General features: G+C 42.5%; 18 protein-coding genes. 6 read left to right on the forward strand and 12 right to left on the reverse strand.

The window, feature by feature from the left end; all coding sequences use genetic code 11:
• Positions 1 to 48: 48 nt before the first annotated feature.
• The 5 genes from MHI14_RS15465 to MHI14_RS15480 form a co-directional block, all read right to left on the reverse strand.
• Positions 49 to 1,269 (reverse strand): macrolide family glycosyltransferase, encoded by a 1,221-nt coding sequence (locus tag MHI14_RS15465; RefSeq protein ID WP_341130704.1) that lies wholly within the window; start codon positions 1,267 to 1,269, stop codon positions 49 to 51.
• 70 nt (positions 1,270 to 1,339) lie between these two features.
• A complete protein-coding gene (locus MHI14_RS15470) occupies positions 1,340 to 2,704 on the reverse strand; it encodes an MFS transporter (RefSeq protein ID WP_341130705.1) in 1,365 nt (454 codons plus the stop codon).
• A 231-nt stretch (positions 2,705 to 2,935) separates the two neighbouring features.
• Entirely contained in the window at positions 2,936 to 3,295 is a 360-nt protein-coding gene (locus MHI14_RS15475; RefSeq protein ID WP_341130706.1) for a HesB/IscA family protein, read from the reverse strand.
• Positions 3,285 to 3,632 (reverse strand): winged helix-turn-helix transcriptional regulator, encoded by a 348-nt coding sequence (locus tag MHI14_RS31135; RefSeq protein ID WP_445259829.1) that lies wholly within the window; start codon positions 3,630 to 3,632, stop codon positions 3,285 to 3,287. Before MHI14_RS31135 ends, MHI14_RS15475 begins: the two co-directional genes overlap by 11 nt.
• A gap of 12 nt (positions 3,633 to 3,644) precedes the next feature.
• The gene (locus tag MHI14_RS15480; protein ID WP_341130707.1) at positions 3,645 to 5,003 is read right to left on the reverse strand and encodes an MFS transporter; all 1,359 of its coding nucleotides are present in this window, start codon (positions 5,001 to 5,003) and stop codon (positions 3,645 to 3,647) included.
• A gap of 166 nt (positions 5,004 to 5,169) precedes the next feature.
• Between MHI14_RS15480 and MHI14_RS15485 the strand changes: the two genes are divergently transcribed.
• Both MHI14_RS15485 and MHI14_RS15490 read left to right on the forward strand, forming a co-directional pair.
• Positions 5,170 to 5,829, forward strand: a complete 660-nt coding sequence (locus tag MHI14_RS15485; protein WP_341130708.1) for a helix-turn-helix transcriptional regulator — start codon at positions 5,170 to 5,172, stop codon at positions 5,827 to 5,829.
• 205 nt (positions 5,830 to 6,034) lie between these two features.
• On the forward strand, positions 6,035 to 6,436 hold the full coding sequence (locus tag MHI14_RS15490) for a VOC family protein (RefSeq protein ID WP_289389175.1): 402 nt from the start codon (positions 6,035 to 6,037) through the stop codon (positions 6,434 to 6,436).
• A gap of 64 nt (positions 6,437 to 6,500) precedes the next feature.
• Here the strand turns inward: MHI14_RS15490 and MHI14_RS15495 are convergent, their stop codons facing one another.
• Entirely contained in the window at positions 6,501 to 7,382 is an 882-nt protein-coding gene (locus tag MHI14_RS15495; RefSeq protein ID WP_341130709.1) for an AraC family transcriptional regulator, read from the reverse strand.
• Between the two features lie 155 nt (positions 7,383 to 7,537).
• Here MHI14_RS15495 and MHI14_RS15500 point away from each other — a divergent pair, with 155 nt between their 5' ends.
• Entirely contained in the window at positions 7,538 to 8,470 is a 933-nt protein-coding gene (locus tag MHI14_RS15500; RefSeq protein WP_341130710.1) for a DMT family transporter, read from the forward strand.
• Between the two features lie 36 nt (positions 8,471 to 8,506).
• On the opposite strand, the gene MHI14_RS15505 is transcribed toward MHI14_RS15500, so the two are convergent.
• Positions 8,507 to 9,190 (reverse strand): TetR/AcrR family transcriptional regulator C-terminal domain-containing protein, encoded by a 684-nt coding sequence (locus tag MHI14_RS15505; protein ID WP_289389171.1) that lies wholly within the window; start codon positions 9,188 to 9,190, stop codon positions 8,507 to 8,509.
• Positions 9,191 to 9,326: 136 nt separating this feature from the next.
• Here MHI14_RS15505 and MHI14_RS15510 point away from each other — a divergent pair, with 136 nt between their 5' ends.
• Positions 9,327 to 10,679: an MATE family efflux transporter gene (locus tag MHI14_RS15510; protein WP_341130711.1), complete on the forward strand. Its 1,353-nt coding sequence runs from the start codon at positions 9,327 to 9,329 to the stop codon at positions 10,677 to 10,679.
• Positions 10,680 to 10,808: 129 nt separating this feature from the next.
• Entirely contained in the window at positions 10,809 to 11,960 is a 1,152-nt protein-coding gene (locus MHI14_RS15515) for a glycosyltransferase family 61 protein (protein WP_341130712.1), read from the forward strand.
• A 111-nt stretch (positions 11,961 to 12,071) separates the two neighbouring features.
• Here the strand turns inward: MHI14_RS15515 and MHI14_RS15520 are convergent, their stop codons facing one another.
• From MHI14_RS15520 to MHI14_RS15540, 5 genes are all read right to left on the reverse strand, one after another.
• Positions 12,072 to 13,049: an alpha/beta hydrolase gene (locus MHI14_RS15520; RefSeq protein WP_339309503.1), complete on the reverse strand. Its 978-nt coding sequence runs from the start codon at positions 13,047 to 13,049 to the stop codon at positions 12,072 to 12,074.
• A gap of 164 nt (positions 13,050 to 13,213) precedes the next feature.
• A complete protein-coding gene (locus MHI14_RS15525; protein ID WP_341130713.1) occupies positions 13,214 to 14,860 on the reverse strand; it encodes a DUF4179 domain-containing protein in 1,647 nt (548 codons plus the stop codon).
• Complete coding sequence (locus tag MHI14_RS15530) at positions 14,835 to 15,389, reverse strand: RNA polymerase sigma factor (protein WP_341131708.1); 555 nt, start codon at positions 15,387 to 15,389, stop codon at positions 14,835 to 14,837. Before MHI14_RS15530 ends, MHI14_RS15525 begins: the two co-directional genes overlap by 26 nt.
• Before the next feature lie 211 nt (positions 15,390 to 15,600).
• Complete coding sequence (locus MHI14_RS15535) at positions 15,601 to 16,899, reverse strand: NCS2 family permease (protein WP_017688352.1); 1,299 nt, start codon at positions 16,897 to 16,899, stop codon at positions 15,601 to 15,603.
• A gap of 362 nt (positions 16,900 to 17,261) precedes the next feature.
• Positions 17,262 to 17,390, reverse strand: a complete 129-nt coding sequence (locus MHI14_RS15540) for a DUF6254 family protein (protein WP_219845137.1) — start codon at positions 17,388 to 17,390, stop codon at positions 17,262 to 17,264.
• Positions 17,391 to 17,571: 181 nt separating this feature from the next.
• Here MHI14_RS15540 and MHI14_RS15545 point away from each other — a divergent pair, with 181 nt between their 5' ends.
• Positions 17,572 to 18,423, forward strand: a complete 852-nt coding sequence (locus MHI14_RS15545) for an aldo/keto reductase (RefSeq protein WP_339309500.1) — start codon at positions 17,572 to 17,574, stop codon at positions 18,421 to 18,423.
• The last annotated feature ends 80 nt before the right edge of the window (positions 18,424 to 18,503 follow it).

Here is an 18,503-nt window from a genome sequence, read left to right on the forward strand (position 1 = left end):
TTAAAACCAAAAAAAGCCGCTTATTAAGCGACTTTGAATGGAAAACCATTAAATTGTGTAACTTTTCCGATCTGAACCCATATGACTCATAATCATTTCGGCAGCTCGCTTGTAACCGCCTGCCTGCCTTAGAGATTCACCAATGAGGTAAGCCTGCCGTCTATAAAGTGAATTGTGTAGTACTTCTGTTAATGCCTCTCTCAAATTAGTTGCACTGAGGTTATGTTTATTTAAAGTAATACCCGCGCCGAGCTCCTGTACCCGATTGGCGACAAGAGGCTGATCCGATGTTAATGGAATCATCACCATCGGAACGTTGTAATATAACGCCTCACTTGTGCTGTTCATTCCAGCATGTGTAATAAAAACATCGGTATGCTGCAGCATGTCCAACTGGGCAATGTATGGCTTGACGATAAAATTAGGAGGTATTTGATCAGCCAGTGGCCCCATATCCGTGTATTTTCCTGAAGATAAAACAACATTCACGGGTAGAACCCCTAATGCTTCAAAGCAAAGCTGATAGAAATCCAAATTCTTATTTAAGATCGTACCCATAGCAATGTACACGGTTTGCGGGTACCGTTCACGAAGCAGCTCAAACGAGAAGGTTGGAGCATCTTGACGTGTTATGATCGAAGGACCCGTGAAAATAAAACGATCATCCAGCTTTTCTGCCTGCGGCTGAAAATAACGGCTGGTGTACACAAGCTTTAACTGACCTGTATGTGCCGGAATCTCTTCCATGGCTGGAATACTCACTTGAAACTCTTCTGCTAACTCCGTTGTAATCTTCATTGTAGCCTCATAAAGCTCCTTCGTCTCCATCTCATTCAGAACTGAGCTAGACCCCAGAGGCTCCACAAAAGCAAAGGACGCAATCGAGCACACCGCAGGAATTCCCAGTTTTTCTGCAACAATAGTCCCTCCCCATCCCATCAGGGAATCAAAGATCATATAATCAAACTTTTGATCCTCGACCACCTTCAGCACATTGGGGATGATCCTCCGAATAATACTTACCATCATATAAATGAACTGATACGGATGCTTGTATTCCTGGGGTTTCAACACCGGATCATGAGAGAAGGCATCTTGTGGAAACGGATAGGTAATGATCTGGGCACCGGTTTGTTCAATTCGGGAACGGTACTCCTCCGTGCACACATAGATGACTTCCTCACCATTGTCTATCAACTGAGTAACTAATCCTAACGATGGATTCACATGTCCTTCAGCTGGAGTAATGACTACTAATACACGTGCCATCTTACCCACCTCCCAATGCAATTAGTCCCCCCGTTCTTCGTGATGTATTTTACGACGCGGTCGTCATCCGTTACATGGAGATGTTGTCCTTCACTTGGTTGATTGGATGATGTTCTTGATGAACGAGTTTGGTAATTCGTAGTGATGCCAAGAAACTTAACAAGACCCATAATAATTGCAGTGTTAACACGATCAAAACACCTGTCGATATGCCCCACTGTAACGTTTCGGACAAGGCAATCAGAGCGCCACCAACGCCAATGCTTACTCCCATATAGAAGGAATCCACAAATTGCAGATTCGCGGACATTTCGCCCTCTTTCCTGGGCAAGGCATGTTGTAAAGCAATGGCTGCCGTTGTAGGGTTGGCCAATCCAACACCAAACCCTGTAATCATTTGTGAGAGAAGAATGAGTATAATCCCGCCGTCCGTCAAAATAAGAGCCAGGATCACAAGTACAGTTCCAACGATCATAATCCCAATGCCCGTCATGACCCTGCCCTTTCGGGCACGACCTTGATCTCGTGCATCAAGCTTGGCTTGCAACCACGCTGCGGCGGACCAGCTCAGGGAACCTGCTGCTACAATGAGGCCAGCAAGGTCAGCTGATAACCCCTTCACTTCGGTTAGTGCCAAGATCACAAAACTTTCCGTTGTAAAATAACAAGCAACATATAGCCCTCTCGATACCAAAGTAGCAGGCAATCCTTTTTTTACCGAAAACGTCCCCACAGGCAGCAATTTACGCATTGGTGGAATCATGACAACTAATCCACCCAAAGTGAGTACAATACCTTTCCAATCGGTAATCATACCAAATCCTGTGAGTAATAGCCCCGTTCCAACGGCAAGCAGAATCGCATACATAATCTTTGAGTCGGTTGCTCGCGCTGGACCTGTGAGATCTTGCTGAAGCTGCAAATTACGGAAAGAACGGAATGTGAGACTGAGCGCTATTCCGATCAAGGGTAAAACAATCCAGAAAACATATCGCCACGAGATGTAGGAAGCAATAAGGCCTGCTGCATAAGGTCCGATTAAGGTAGGCAGGACAAATGCCATAGAGAATGCGGCCAGGATTTGAGTACGAAGTGTATCTGGATAATGTAACGTCACACAGGTATAAACACATGTGATCAGGGCCCCCGCTCCAAAACCTTGAAGGGCTCTTCCGGCAATAAGCATGTGCATATCGAAAGAGACAGCGGAGACTACAGTTCCTAACACAAAAACACTAAAAGATATCAGCATGGATGTAAAAACGCCGCGCTTGTCAATCTGCTGACCCATAACCAAAGTTCCAATGAGCTGAGATAACAAAAATGCGCTGAAGATCCAACCGTATAAATGAATGCCCTCTAAACTTTGTGCCATTTTCGCGGCAATCGTTGTGATAGCCAGTCCTTCGAAAGCTACGGTTGACAGAACCAGCATAATCCCAATTGTAGGCGCCCTGTACTGAGCATCAAAAATCCCAATCTGATTGTTGTTTGTCTTCTACACCTCCATAACTTGATGGATAATATGGTAAAATAAACCTTTAAATTCTTCCTGAATATACATCAAGTTTCATACTTTGTAAATTTAGATGTTTAAAAAGTAAGATCATGATTTAGAATAGAATTCCCATGTTCAATAGGAGATTTTGCTTGAAAATATGCCATTTTAATCACATTTTTTCACTTCACCACGATGATTGGCCATTCTGAAACTGGCCCCGCATCCACACGAAACTTTGGCATTTGGATTATTCATGGTGAATCCACCTAACATTCCACTCTCTTCATAGTCAATCTCAAGACCATCAATATATGGAATACTGTTTGCGTGAACCAATATCTTAAATTGCTTTTTATTTAACACAATGTCTTCTTCTGCCTGCTGTTCATCCACGATAAGGGTATAAGATAAACCACTGCATCCCCCTTCATCAACGCCTACTCTAAGGAAGGCATTTTGGATATCCGCACTTGATAAGATCTCAACGATTTTGTCCGATGCTATATCACTGACCTCAATGATCATCTTTATTCCTCCCGGTGGTATCATTTTGAAATTTGGTATCCCAGTCCATTAGACAGGGTATGAATGCAGCAAGAGCAGCTCCTTTTGGCGTAAGTTCATAAATAATTTGTGTAGGGCGTGTCAGTATTGTTCTTTTGACCAAATGATCATGTTGAAGACCCTTTAAACGTCTGGAGAGGATCATTTCGGAAATGGAAGGAATACTTTCGAATATTTCACCGAATCTCTTCGGGCCTTGAGACAGAGCACATAAAATATGGATCGTCCATTTCGTTCCGATGATACGATAAGCCGTAAATAGTTTATTCGGATCTTCAGTGAGCAATGGTCTGTACACCCACTTTCTTATTCATCCGCGTGGTGAGATCCGAGTGCTGGCAATGATACTCATGACGATCAACAAGAGATGGAAACCCATGGCTACAATTAAGCCGGATTGAAGTGACATCCCGCCTGCCTGACACACGACAAGAATGGAACCACCAATGCCAATCACTACGCCAGGTGTAAAAGAATCTGCAAATTGCAGATTGGCTGAGGTTTGGCCCACACCTTCTTCCCCCGTTTGAGAAAATGCGACAACACCGCTAATCGGATGTGCCAATCCAATACCAACTCCTGCAATGATCTGACCAATAACTGCAATGGTTACGGTCACAACAGGTACCCAAAATACGATGGCAATCCCTATCGCAAGCAGCAATACCCCCAGAATGATTCTCATATGACGTCCACTGCCCTGATCTGCCGCATCCCATCGTCCTTGCAGATACGCAATGATACACCAACTTAATGCAGCACTCGCGACAATTAATCCGGCCTGTGAAGGTGTAATTCCTTTCACGTCGATTAGAGCTAATACCAGGAAATTTTGTGTGCTGGTATAGGCAGCAAAGAACAACCCACGTGTTGCCAGAATTGCTGGCATACCTCTTCGCAACGTAAGTGTTCCCTTCGGAAGCAATTTACGGAGCGGAAATAACATCAATACCAGGCCAATCACAACTAAAACAAATCCCATAATGCTCGGTAACATACTTAGACCAACCAGGAAAATCCCTGTACCTAACGTTAAGAGTAACGCCATCCAAGTGGATGAAGATCCGCTCTCCCCTCCCGTCTTCTGCACTTTTAATTTCCTGAAGGCAGGTAAACTGAGCAACGCTGAAACCACCAGCACGGGTAAGATCCCCCAGAAAACAAAGCGCCAGGACCACTGATCTGCGATAAGACCGGCTACATATGGACCAAGCATGGACGGAAGAACATAGGCTGTACCAAATGCTCCAAGTATTTTGGCACGTAACTCATCCGGGTAACTTAAGGATATAGCCGTATACACACAAGTCATCATAGCTCCGGCACCCAAACCCTGCAGAGCCCGTGATCCTATCATGGTATACATATCGCCTGCGGTTGCGGCAGCGATCAGCCCTACGATAAACAACAGAAGTGCAAAAGTGAACGGTGCTGCAGGTCCTCTTTTATCAATGATCCGACCGACGACCAGCGTCCCGATAATCTGCGCAAGCAGATAGGTACTGAATATCCACCCGAACAGGCTAAGACCGTTTAAGTCACCAGCAATTGAAGGAGCAATGGTGGTGACGGATAGACCTTCAAATCCAACGGCCATCACTGACAAAATAATTCCTATGGACAATGCAAAATAATGCGGGCTGAAAATACTTTGATGATTAGACGACATGAAATGTGACCTCCAAGAAAATTGGTATGTATACATCGTATCCGGATACTTAGTAAACATTTTTGTTTATAATGTCTAAGCTACAGTTCGACTTTGACTTTGTCAACATTTTTGTTTAAAATGTAGTTAGTCATGTAGATTCAGTTGCGTCACAAGGAGGTGCACCATGAGCGGAAATCAAACTAAAAAGGATGTCTCGACCAGTACCCGGAGAGCAATTATTAATTTGTTAAAAGAGCGCGGAGGAATGGATGTTGTCACTCTCTCCTCTCAGTTTTCGTTATCCGGAATGGCTATTCGTCAACATCTAAATGCGCTAAAAGGAGAAGGATTGGTTACCACTGTGGAAGAGGCCCGTCCCATGGGTCGCCCCACCAAGCTATGGATACTAACTCCCGCGGCTAATCGTTTTTTCCCAAGTGGATATTCCGATTTATCCGTCAGCCTCATCAATTCAATGAAAGAAGCTTTTGGTCATGAAGGGCTGGACAAGCTGCTGGATGTTCGAAATAAAAATATGCAAGAACAATATCTTCAGCATCTTGGCGATGCATCAGGGGTTAGAGAGAGATTGGAGAAATTGGCCGAAATTCGTACGAATGAAGGTTATATGGCCGAGGTTAAGGAGCAGGATGATGGCAGTCTCCTACTCATTGAGAAGCATTGCCCCATCTGTGAAGCGGCCGCGGTATGTACCGGGTTATGCAAGAATGAGTTACATTTATTCAAAACAGTTCTAGGCGATAATGTTCATATTGAACGGGGAGAATACATTCTAGCGGGAGGAAGAAACTGCGTATACAGCGTTAGGCAAAATAAGCCATGACCAAAAGAGCAACCTCATTGGAGATTGCTCTTTTGTTTTGGATTCTGAACTGATTTGAACGATTCGGATTTCATTTCTCTAAATCATCCTTCATTATATTAGTTATTTCTAACTCTCACATAATCGTATATACCCGATTATGTAATTTTGAATTTAGGTAGAGTATAGTAAGAGTGTCAAAAATATACTCTAGGAGGCTACTGCCATGTCACAAAAAATCTGGATGAACCTGCCGGTGAAAGATGTTGTGAAATCCACTACCTTTTTCAATGAGATTGGATTCCATGGGGAGAATGTTGGCAACGAGAGAGCTCAGCTTGTCATAGGCTCAACAACGATTCTCCTGTTTCCGGACGCAACATTTGAGAAATTTACAGGTGCCAAAACCGCAGATACTTCCCATAGCGCAGAAGTGATATTTTCCATTGGTGCTGACAGCAGAGAAGAAGTTGATGCTTTTATTGAAAAAGTCGAGTTAGCTGGAGGAACCATCTTTGGCAAGCCGGGTGAAATAGACGGCTGGATGTACGGCGCGGGATTTGCCGACCTGGACGGTCACCGCTGGAACCTGCTATACATGGATGAGAGCAAAATGCCTAAGAACTAATATTAAAACGCCGGTCCTTGTTTAAGGTCACTGGCGTTTTTCTATAGTCTCTGTTATCTCAGTATCATCTTCTTGAGTTGCGAAACTCTTTTGGTGTTTTTTCCTCGTGCTTTTTAAAAGACTGAATAAAGTGGTTCACGTGATTAAAGCCTACTTTCTGAGCGATCTCGGTTATTGAATCATTTGTTGATGTTAAGAGAACTTTACTCTTATTAATCCGATATTTGATTAGATACTCGTATGGCGTCATATGAGCCATTTTCTTAAAACATCTGGTGCACTCTGAAATGCTCAAATGCGCAACATCAGCAATCTCACGAAGTGTAACCGGATGAGCGTAATTTTGGTGAATGAAACTGAGCATTAACTGTAGTCTTTCCTGCTGACGCTTCTCGCTTCTTGGGGTTTCCTCGGAAGGGATCGAAATGTTGGATATCAATATAAACCATAGTTGTACCGTTTTAATTGAAATTTCATATTGCCATCCCCATGTTTTCTCTGAATTAAACATCTCCCTCATTGCCCAAAGCATGTCTAATATCTGCGTTTCCCACTCCGAATCTCTTCTAATCACGAGCGAAACCAAAGAAGAATTCGTATAAGGAAGTACATAATTTTTTTCCATTGCACTGTCTACATGAAAGGCTAATAGCTTTTCGGGAAAATTGAAACTAACATATTCACCATCATGTGTCAGCTCTGTTGTGATATGAAGAATTCTCTTGTTGATCAGGATCGCCTGACCCGTTTCCAATGTATGATCAATTCCATTTATCTGAATAACCAGCTTCCCTTTTGTGACTAAAGTGATCTGTAGATCCTCGTGCCAATGCAGATCGTTGAACCCTCTGCCTTCGGGGATGCTTGTATGACGTGTATGTGTGTACATGATATAAGGAAACGAAAGATCGGAATACAAAATATCCTCATAAAGTTGCTTCACCATGCTATGAACTTCCTTTCTTTGACGATATATCTATATTAAAGAGTGATTTAATTGCACGAAATTCTCAAAAATAATGATATTATTATATCAAATCTTTGACTTATCACAAGAGCCTGTGCACAGACGACCGGATAAGAACTTTTGGAGGCTTATATGTGAAAGAAACTAAATCATCGCTGCTTTTTCATCCTTATGTATTGCTGTTTATTGCCATTTTGTCGGTATCCGTCTCTTCAATCATGATCAAGTCTTCCGATACTCCGACTGCTATAGCCGGTATGTACAGGCTGTATATATCAGCCATTATTATGCTTCCTTTTGTCCCCTGGAAAACGATCCGATACTTAAAAATGGATTTGAGGGATTGGAGCACAGTATTTCTGGCTGGCCTGCTTCTTGGTCTATATTTCTTGTTCTGGATGGAATCGCTGGTGTATACTTCAGTGGCCAGTTCCATGGTCATTCTGGCGCTGCAACCTTTGTTTGTGATGATCGGGTCATACTTTATGTTTAAGGAAAGAGCGAGTATACGTACCATTCTATGTTTGATTACCGCCCTATTCGGTTCGGTGATTATCGCCTGGGGTGATATAGGCGTTTCAAGAGAGGCTCTGATCGGTGACGCGCTGTCACTGGTAGGAACCATTCTGGTGTCGGCGTATATGCTGGTGGGACAGAAAGTGAGTCGGAAAATCGACGCGAATATATACAGTGTTGTTGTTTTTATTATTGGCGGAAGTGTCCTTTTGGTCTACAGTTTATTGAATAACTTTTCTTTAATCAATTACGAATCATCCGATTGGCTGTATTTCCTCCTACTTGCGATCATACCCACCATTTTTGGTCAGTACATTTTCAATCTGCTGCTCAAATCCATTGGTGCAACAACGGTTTCTGTAGGCATTATCGGTGAACCCGTTTTGGCCATTATGCTGGCTTATCTATTGTTGGGAGAAACCATCTCTGCTTTTCAATTTATAGGCGGATTAATTACCTTGTCAGGCATGCTGATGTACTTTGCCCTGAAATCCTACAATATCCAACGGCCTAAGTTCCTTCGCTTCAATCGATTCAGGAAATTAGGATAAAATGAACGTGCTGATTAAGAAGAAACCCACCGGAGTTTAATTCTCGGTGGGTTTCTTTATCACTTGTTCAATTCCCAACAAAATCAGCTTCAAGCCAAACTCGAAAGCTCCGTCGGTTCCCATCACCTCAAACATACCGTTCTTATACATCCTGCTGAACAGACCAGCTTCCTTCTCACTCATAGAATCCAGAAGATGTATCATCTCTTCACCCTGAAGTGCTTCCTGGTCCTTAAGGACGGCTGATATATTGCGCTGATGCTGATAATCGTCCAGTACGAAATAGAATACATAGTTGACAAGTGTAAGAACGGCCTGTAATTTCTGCTCTTGCTCTAGTGGTGTTGATTCCATGCAGAGCAACATGCGGTTGGTGAAGCGGATCATGTCCGGCTCGTGGGGCAGCGTCATCATCATGAGCTGTGTGGAGCACGGGTATCTGCTGAGCACACTCCGTACCGTCACCGCAAGCCCCTCCATCTGCTCCTTCCAGTCCCCTTCAGTGTGAAACTCGTCCAGAATAATTTTAGATATCTGGTTGGCGAGACGCTGGTACAGTGTCTGCTTGCTCTTAAAGTACCAGTATAGAGATGGAGCCTGAATCCCCAGTTTGTCTGCCAATCGTCTCATGCTGAATTTCTCGATGCCCTCTTCTCCAAGAAGCTCCCACGAAATTTCCAAAATCTTATCTTCCGAAATCTGAGGCTGTTGTTTTTTCATCGGTATCCACCCTTTTATCTAACAGTGTAAGTTTGCGCTTTACAGGTTCATAAGTTCATGATAACATCTAACACTGTAAGGTTCAATCTAACGATGTTAGATTGGATCAATATTAACGAAGAAAGTAGTGACCCACATGGATGCAGAAAACCTCCATTACTTTGAAAAAGCACCAATCGCCAAAGCCGTAGCTCACTTTGCTGTCCCAATGATGCTAGGCACGTCAATGAGTGTTATTTACTCCATCTTGAATGCCTATTTCCTTGGCACATTGGGTAATACGGCAATGTTAACTGCACTCGCACTAACTTTACCGTTATTTGCGGTTATTATGGCGTTAGGCAACTTAATTGGTATAGGTAGCGGTACATTCATCTCTCGTTTGCTGGGAGAGAAAAAAGTCGATGATTTGAAGCATGTATCTTCATTTGCCTTTTACAGTAGTTTAGTTCTCGGAATTATTGTGATGGCCGTTGGGCTCCCGCTGATCGAACCAATCGTTCATGGGCTGGGGGCAACGCCAGAGTCCTTTGGATTTACGAAAGAGTATGTCACGATTATGCTTATTGGTTCACCCTTCGTCATCTTATTCTTCACGCTGGAGAATATAGTGCGCTCAGAAGGTTCAGCAATCACCTCAATGATTGGTATGATTCTCAGTGTTGTTATAAATATTATCCTCGATGCGCTATTCATTTTTGTCTTCCATTGGGGTGTGATCGGGGTTGCATCTGCTACTGTTATCTCCAACTTGGTTGCGAGTACATTTTACGCTTTCCATATGAGTTATAAGAGTCAATTCTTAACCATCTCCTTGAAATGGTTCAAGGTGACCAAGGACATCCTGAGCAATGTATTGAAAATTGGAGTTCCCGTCTTTGTTATGAGTGTCTTCTTGGGTGCAATGTCGCTTATTCTTAATCTTTTTCTTGTTGAATATGGAGATCAGGCTGTTGCGGGGTATGGAATCTCATCACGTTTATTGCAATTTCCTGAGTTTATTCTGATGGGCTTGTGCGAGGGAGTTGTGCCGTTGATTGCCTTCTCATTCACAGCGAATAAATTACGCATGAAACAAACCATTGGATTCACGATCAAATCTATTTTGGCGTTAGCCGTCCTGTTTGGGGTTGTCGTCTATCTGATCTCTGACCACTTGATTGGTTTATTTACGACTGACCCGCAATTAATTGAAATGGGTAGCTACATTCTCCATGTGACCTTCTTATCCTTGTTTATTACAGGAATGACTTCTTTGTTTATGGGGATCTTCCAAGCAACAGCCCAAGGAACCGCGGCGTTTGTTATGTCCATCATTCAAGGGATTACACTAATTCCTGTCTTGTATATCGCTAATCAAATGAACGGCTTTCATGGAGTGATCTGGTCGCTCGTTATTGCGGATGCCGTGGCGTTCCTAGTTGGGGCCATCATGTTATATGCTTTGCGGACAAAATTGCAGCCGGATCTGGAACATTTGGCACAGTAATTTCGCAAATAGTTTTCAGAAAAATAACACTGCCCCAAGTTTGCTACCTATTTTCCCATCTTCGTCTCCTTTGATCGCTGTTTGCATAAATTAGCATCATAAGTAACAAGGGTCTTGGAGGGACGAACAATGAATGAAATATGCAAAAATGTTAAATCGACAGACACCAATCCGAATAAGTTCGGTTTTTATAGAGACATTATGGAATGGATTACTTCCGTTTCTCCCGGCGGCGAAGAAAAACTTGACCCTTTTGATTTTGGCGGAGCCGCTGAATTCAAGCTCCCCAAAACCCTTGAACCGGAGATTCACCGTTATTTGATGCCTTATACCCTGCAACCCCAAGGTGGGTATATTGCATATATATCGAATGGGCATGTTTGGGGAACATCAGGTGCTATCCTGGCATCCGACGGAAAACTGATCTTCGACCTTTCCCCGGAATATGATGTACGAAAAAATAGAATGATGACATTGGAAGAACACCCCGCTTTGCATCGCGAGATTTCTCCAGAACCTCGACATATCCAGGGGACTTCTGCCGTTTTAACTTTTTGCGGAAGTCATAATTATTTTCATTGGTTATATGATGTTTTGCCACGACTGGGTATGCTTCGGATGCTGAATATTCCTTTTGAATCTCTGGTCATGAATCCGAATCCTCATGGTTCTTTTGTGAAAGAAACGTTAGCAATGTTTGGCGTCTCGGATTCGGCCGTGATTCGTACTAGAGATGATCTGGAAATTCAGGCCGATCGGTTGGTTGTGCCTTCCCTGATGATGAATTCCCACTATCCGCCTTGGGCCACAACTATCCTTCGGACATTTATGCTACCCGGACGCGACACAACACTCCATTCCCCCGTTCGCATTTTCATATCTCGGTGCAAAGCCTCTGCCCGACGAATAGCTAATGAAGATGAAGTCATCCGCCGTTTAGAGGCGTACGGATTTATTCCAGTTTGCCTGGAGGATTGGACCATATCCCAACAAGTCCAGCTTTTTGCTTCCGCAAAAGCAATCGTTTCACCCCATGGAGCCGGACTGGCCAATCTTGCTTTTTGTACGAAGGGAACTCGTGTTGTCGAAATTTTTCATATCCGGCATGTTGTACCTACTTACTGGATGATCAGTAACCATAATCAACTTGATTATTACATGATGTATGGGCAAGAAGACGGGACAACACAGGAGCGTTTTCCGGGGTTGGAGGACTTCTACGTGGATCTGGATCGGCTGGAACAGACGCTTCGTTTAGCTGGACTAACTGAACATAGCTAAGTTTCTACACCAAAGCTAAAGGATGATCATATGTGTTTTAACTTGTTGGCTGTTCTGATAACAAAAAAACCACGGCACCAAGTTTGGCACCGCAGTATAAGGATCATTATGCTATTGGATTTGTTTCATGTAAGATTTGAATTCCTCGGCGATTTCTTTGTATTTCGTATGATGCAGGTAATGTGAACCTTCCATTGGGATCATTTTGCCCTGCGCGGATTGTTTCACTTGCTCCTCATGCAGCGGAATCCACTGCGGATTTTTCTCGTTATTGGAAAGAACAAAGAGAAGTACTGGCAGATCACGAGGATACGTGAGTTTTTCTCCATTTTTGAAATTGGAACCCAGATGTTTAAGCTCATCTACTAATGTCGGATTTGTCGAGACTTGATTCGAAATCAATTTCATCTGTTCTTTGGTATGTTCATCGTATGCGAGTGATGCATATGAATCACCACTCACTTTATTGAGTACTCTCATTAAGCCTGATTTTTGAAGGAATTTCATTAAGTTCAAAGGTAATTTAACATCCATGCCAGGTTGATTCGGAACACTGCTATCGATCCCCACAAAAGCAGAAACTTCATCCGGATACGTGTTCACATAAGTCGCCGCGTACAGTCCCGTGATGGAATGCCCCATCAGAATATAACGATCTATACCGAGCTGCTGTACAGCTTCATGAATTTCACTAACAATATTCTCGGTGGTTCTCTCCGTTTCGGTTTGGTCGCTTAACCCATAACCGAAAGGCTCAATTGCCACAACTTTGTAATCAGGCGTCAATTCATCGATTAACAATTTGAAATCAAGTACTGGCGACGGGGTCCCTTGTCCGGGAAGTAGCACGATGGTTTGTTCGCCGCTGCCTTGAATGGATACATTCATATTCTTCCCATCAACATTGACATATTGGCCGTACGATTCGATTTTCTTTTTCTCGGCCCCATTACTTATCGTATGAACGACAAACGTGATGCCCATGAACAGCACCAGCGCGCCGACTATACCACCTATAATTTTTAACCATAAGTTCCGTTTTTTACGGCCCTTAGTCCCCGTTGTTGTTACTTCCACTGTTTTTTCCAAATCAATCTTCTCCTGTCCTATATATCTGCAGAGTCGCTCTTGCGACATAGATATAGTGTAACCATGGAAGATGTCCCCTTCATGACGGGAATATGAACGGAGTATGAACAAGCAAAAATTATGTTGAGGCGCATAGACTACTGTGGATGTCACATTTCATGATTTTATAACGATTTACCAGTAAGTGATACTCGAAGTTCCTTCTCCTGAGACCTGGTTGTATAGTTCCAAACGTATAGCTCTAAATCTGATTTCTTAAAATCTTTATACACGTCCATATGTTTGTTCCCTAACTCTGAGAAAAAGTGGGGTACTAAGTAATGTTTTTCTTCTCCTTCAAGGAAGTAGGTTTGGTTAACCCCTCCAAATGTATTATCCGGGCTTTCTGACTCTACGTACAGATTACCGTCCTTGATATAATAGGTCCAGATGATAGGAAACCCTTCGTAATCGCTCGCAATAGTTTTTGGTTCAGTGGATATATCAGTTAGATGAATGGATGCACGACTACCTGCATGTTCATCTACCCTTTTCTTTGCGATTAAAGTCATTGGTTTGTCTACTAATGACTTAACATCCATGAGAAAATTGGATTGTTCAAAGCGCAATTCTGTTTGATTTGCATTCATTTTTCCATCAAACGATATCAAGCCATCCATGACCTTGCCGTCCACTTGAAGTTGATAAGTCCGGTACGGCAATCTGAAATATTCTTCATCATGATCGATCGTTAAGCGAATTTGTGTTGGTGTTACTACCATACCACTTATGCTTGCCTCATCAGCTAAAGAATGTATTGGAATATTCAGTTCTTTCTTAAAGGTGCCCGTATCCATTTCTTGACGAGATAAGAGTAGATTCAGGTTCCATGTGCCTTCTGTCCGTTGTTTTTCATGAGTGTATGTGAAGGTGAAGCGATCCCCTTCTTTGAACTGCTGCTCGTTATACATTTGTCTGCTGAAATAGTCACCGGATACTCCCTCCATGCCATACTCAGGATTCTCCGTTTCTTTAATAACCTCTTGTTGAGTATCATAAGCTCTGATTCCAGCCCAAGATTGTTCCTTCACCTCAGAATTAGAGAAGGTAACCTCAGAATTAATCATGATTTCGCCTTTAGCATATTTGAAGGACTGTACTTCTATTTTGTCGATACCATTCTTTTGTATATTAAACTGCTGCGTACTTGAATCTTTAGGATCAAGACGAATCTCTTGCTCAAGGTCTTCTAAGTAAAGAACATCAGAAATGGAGAACTGAAGATCTGATTGTTTCTCTTGCATAACCCAGTCTGTCTCAAAATATCCCTGATAAACGCCTTGTTCAGCATTCCATTTCTGATAATAGTGCCCTTCAATAGGTTGCCCATTACTATCTTTTAAGAGCATTTGATTATATCTGATTTCTTGTTTCTCAGTTTCCAATTCTGGCTTGATTGTGTATAGTAACACGGTCCGGTTGTCATCCACAAATGCATTATGCACCGTTAATGTAACTCCGTGGGCTGTTACGCTTTGTTCAATGAGCTGGCCATAACCAGCTTTAAGGGCCGACTCAATCCCTGATTTATTGGACAAGACATCGCTCCAATCATATTGTAAGGCTGCATATACAGGAGTGGCCATGACGGCTAAGGAAATACCCAGGACAATAGCTGCCTTCGTTTTCTGCCTTTGGGGTCTGTTATGAACATCATTAACTACTCGCAATTCTCCCGTTTGAATGCTATTAAACATCTTTTCAAAGTCTGGATACTCCACCTGTTCTGAGTGTATCAAATGATTCTTAACCTTGTATTCTACTGACTTCATAAGTGTTAACTCCTTTCATGTTAACTTTTTCGTAGAATTCAATTTTTTTTCGCATTAGCTTTAGAGCTTTGTATAATCTCGTTCGAACTGTCCCTTGTCGAATGTTTAAAGTCTCTGCAATTTCAGCTACGGAAAGATCACCAATATATCGGAGAGTCACGACACTGAGAAGCTTGTCCGGCAATTTCTGGAGCTGCTGCTCGAGTTCAGCAAAGGAAAGCTTAGCCATAACAGTAGTGTCAACCGGATCATTAGATAACACTTCTTGTTTATGCAGTAACTGCATTTTGTTTTGCTTCTCGCCCTTAACTTTGTTTCTTCTAATAATATTCAGACATTGATTCATGGCAATACGCATGATCCAGGTCCTTAGATGTGACACATTTCTCCAGTCTTGGCGGAACACGACAACAAAAACATCATGGCATACATCTTCTGCATCCTGCACGTTTTTGAGCATATACAGACATGTGCGATATACGTCTTTGTTGTACGTATGGAATAGTTCATGCTCGGTCACTTCCGGCACTCCTTTCTTGTTGGGATATAATATAGACAAAGCAGAGTCGGAATTTATTCACTTTTTCTTTGAGTAGTTGTACTTTGATTACAAGAATCATCTGTTTAACGGAAATAAAGCAGCTGCCACTCGGCAACTGCTCCTTTCCAAGCGTTTTTTTTGATGCAAAAAAGGAGAACTGCCATTACACAAGCAGTTCTCCTTAGGATAAGACAGTTTCTTAGTGGTCCAGGAACACAAGCTGAATGAAGAACAATACCGCAAAAATGTAGAAGATTGGATGAACATCTTTACCTTTTCCACGAAGCAGCTTAAGTACCGGATAAAAGATGAAACCTACGCCGATGCCTGTCGCGATACTATGCGTCAATGGAGTAAGGATGATAATCAGGAAGGCAGGAAATGCTTCTTCGAGATCATCCCATTTGATTTTGCTGATAACGTTAATCATAAAGTATCCAACAATGATCAGTGCCGGAGAAGTGATCGCCGGAATGCTTGATATTACACTTACGATCGGTGTGAAGAACAAGGTCAGCGCAAGCAGCACACTTACCGTTACCGCGGTCAGTCCCGTTCGTCCTCCTGCAGCTACCCCTGTGCTGGATTCGATGTAAGCCGATGTTGGGCTTGTTCCGAGCAAAGCACCACTGGTTGTTCCTACAGCATCTGCCAATAATGCGCCACGCGAGCGTGGAAATTTACCATCCTTAAGCAATCCTGCTTGTTCAGCAACGCCGAGCATCGTGCCCGTCGTATCAAACAGCGTGATCAGCAGGAACGTAAATATGATCGTATACAAACCATTCGAGAATACACCTGCCAGATCCAGTTGCAAAGCCGTTGACGCGAGGCCTTGCGGCATGGATACAATCGATTCCGGCATTTGGAATAGTCCCATGATCCAGGCAAGTATCGCTGTTACCACCATGCCGATGAAAAGGTAACCTTTCACATTATAAGCCATCAGCACAACGGTAATAATCAATCCGATAATGGTCAGATAAGCCATCGGCTCAGCCAAGTTCCCGATCGTAATCAAATTCGATTCTGAATCGGCAATAATGCCGGCATTTTGCAGACCTACCGTTGTAATAAACAATCCAATCCCTGCGGTTATGGCATGTTTTAAGCTAGCAGGAATTGCATCAAGCAACATGTAACGGAATGAAGTCAGTGATAAAATAATAAACAAGATCCCTGCTATAAATACGGCTCCCAGTGCAACCTGCCAAGACACACCATACCCTGCAACTACGCTATAGGCAAAGAATGCATTCAGGCCCATACCCGGCGCGATGACGATTGGATAATTGGACCATATTCCCATAATCAGAGTTCCCACAATACTAGCCAGTACCGTTGCTATGAATACCCCGTTAAAGTCCATGCCTGTGCTGCTGAGTATTCCTGGGTTTACGATAACTATGTATACCATTGTAAAGAATGTTGTAACCCCTGCGATAATTTCTGTGGGGATGGTCGTGCCTCGTTCTTTAAGTTTGAACCATTTGTCCATGGTAAAGCCAGCCTCCAACTTTCAAATTATACTCCAAAGCTAAAAACAAAAAATCCTAATCTTCATATAGGATTGTAATATTGTCGCTCCTATATTCGTTGTTAGGATTTAAAGATTCAACAGCTAAGCTCTAAACTAAACATAAAGATACTCATATCTGTTTTCAACCTGAAGTCCATTTCGTATTCTAATTAAAATTACATGCAATGTCAATGAATTAACGATTTGTTCACAGTTATTTACGAACTATACAGGCATTATATCTTGTGTTCATTCGTTTTTAGAATAATGTATATACGTAAGGCTCAATGTCTGCACATATAAAGAAAGACTGCCAGCAATGTTCACTGACAGTCTTTTGCTTAATTCGTAGTAGGTTTCTCTTCATATTCGCTGGATAATTCTTTAAGCGATTTGATTTTGCCATGGGGATGCTGTTCTTGCTTTCGTGACTTCCAGGCAGCTTCTTTTCGTTTCTTCTGGTCAGCCATACAAGATATCCTCCTCTGGAAACTGAGATGTATACTACTTCTTTATGATGTCATTCCTGGACAACTTTATTCTGCATGCATAGCTAATAAGAGAATTAGGCAAGCATATAAGACAAATTAGATATCGGTTTTTAGAGCAGGAATGCAATAATATAGACATGCCACAACTGGAGGTTAATATATGAACAAAGTAATTTTAAATAATGGTGTTGAGATGCCTATTCTCGGCTTTGGTGTGTTTCAGATTGCAGATGCAAACGAATGTGAACAAAGTGTTATGGATGCCATATCGGCTGGGTATCGTCTCATTGATACAGCTGCCTCTTATCTAAACGAGGAAGCTGTAGGCAGAGCGATTAAACGCAGTGCCGTGGCTAGAGAAGAATTATTTGTCACGACAAAACTTTGGGTTCAGGATACGGGTTATGAACGTACCAAACAAGCATTTGAAAAATCCTTGGAACGATTGCAATTGGACTATTTGGATTTATATTTAATTCATCAACCTTTTGGAGATGTACATGGTTCTTGGCGTGCAATGGAGGAGTTGTATCGTGAAGGAAAAGTACGTGCAATCGGAGTGAGTAACTTCCAGCCGGATCGTCTGATCGATTTGATTCTGCAAAACGAAGTAACCCCTGCTGTAAACCAGGTCGAAACTCATCCCTTCAACCAGCAGATCTTAACTGGACAATTCATGAAAGAAAATAATGTTCAGATCGAGTCTTGGGCACCATTTGCTGAAGGGAAAAATGACTTGTTCCAAAATGAGGTATTGCTATCTATAGGTGAAAAGTACAACAAATCGGTTGCTCAAGTGGTTTTGCGTTGGTTGACACAACGTGAAGTCGTTGTTATTCCAAAATCGGTGCGTAAAGAAAGAATCATTGAAAACTTCAATATTTTTGATTTTGAATTAAGCCAAGCAGATATTGAGTCGATTACTGCGCTAGATACCAAACAGAGCCTATTCTTCTCCCATAACGATCCTGAAATGGTGAAATGGATCAGTAATCGCAAACTAGATATTTAATCCTATCTATCCAATTTAACTATCTATTCCTTCTCTTCACGGAGAGGTCAAAAAATCCGATTCCGGCATCACGGAATCGG

The organism is Paenibacillus sp. FSL K6-2393 (assembly GCF_038002545.1).
Taxonomy (GTDB): Bacteria; Bacillota; Bacilli; order Paenibacillales; family Paenibacillaceae; genus Paenibacillus.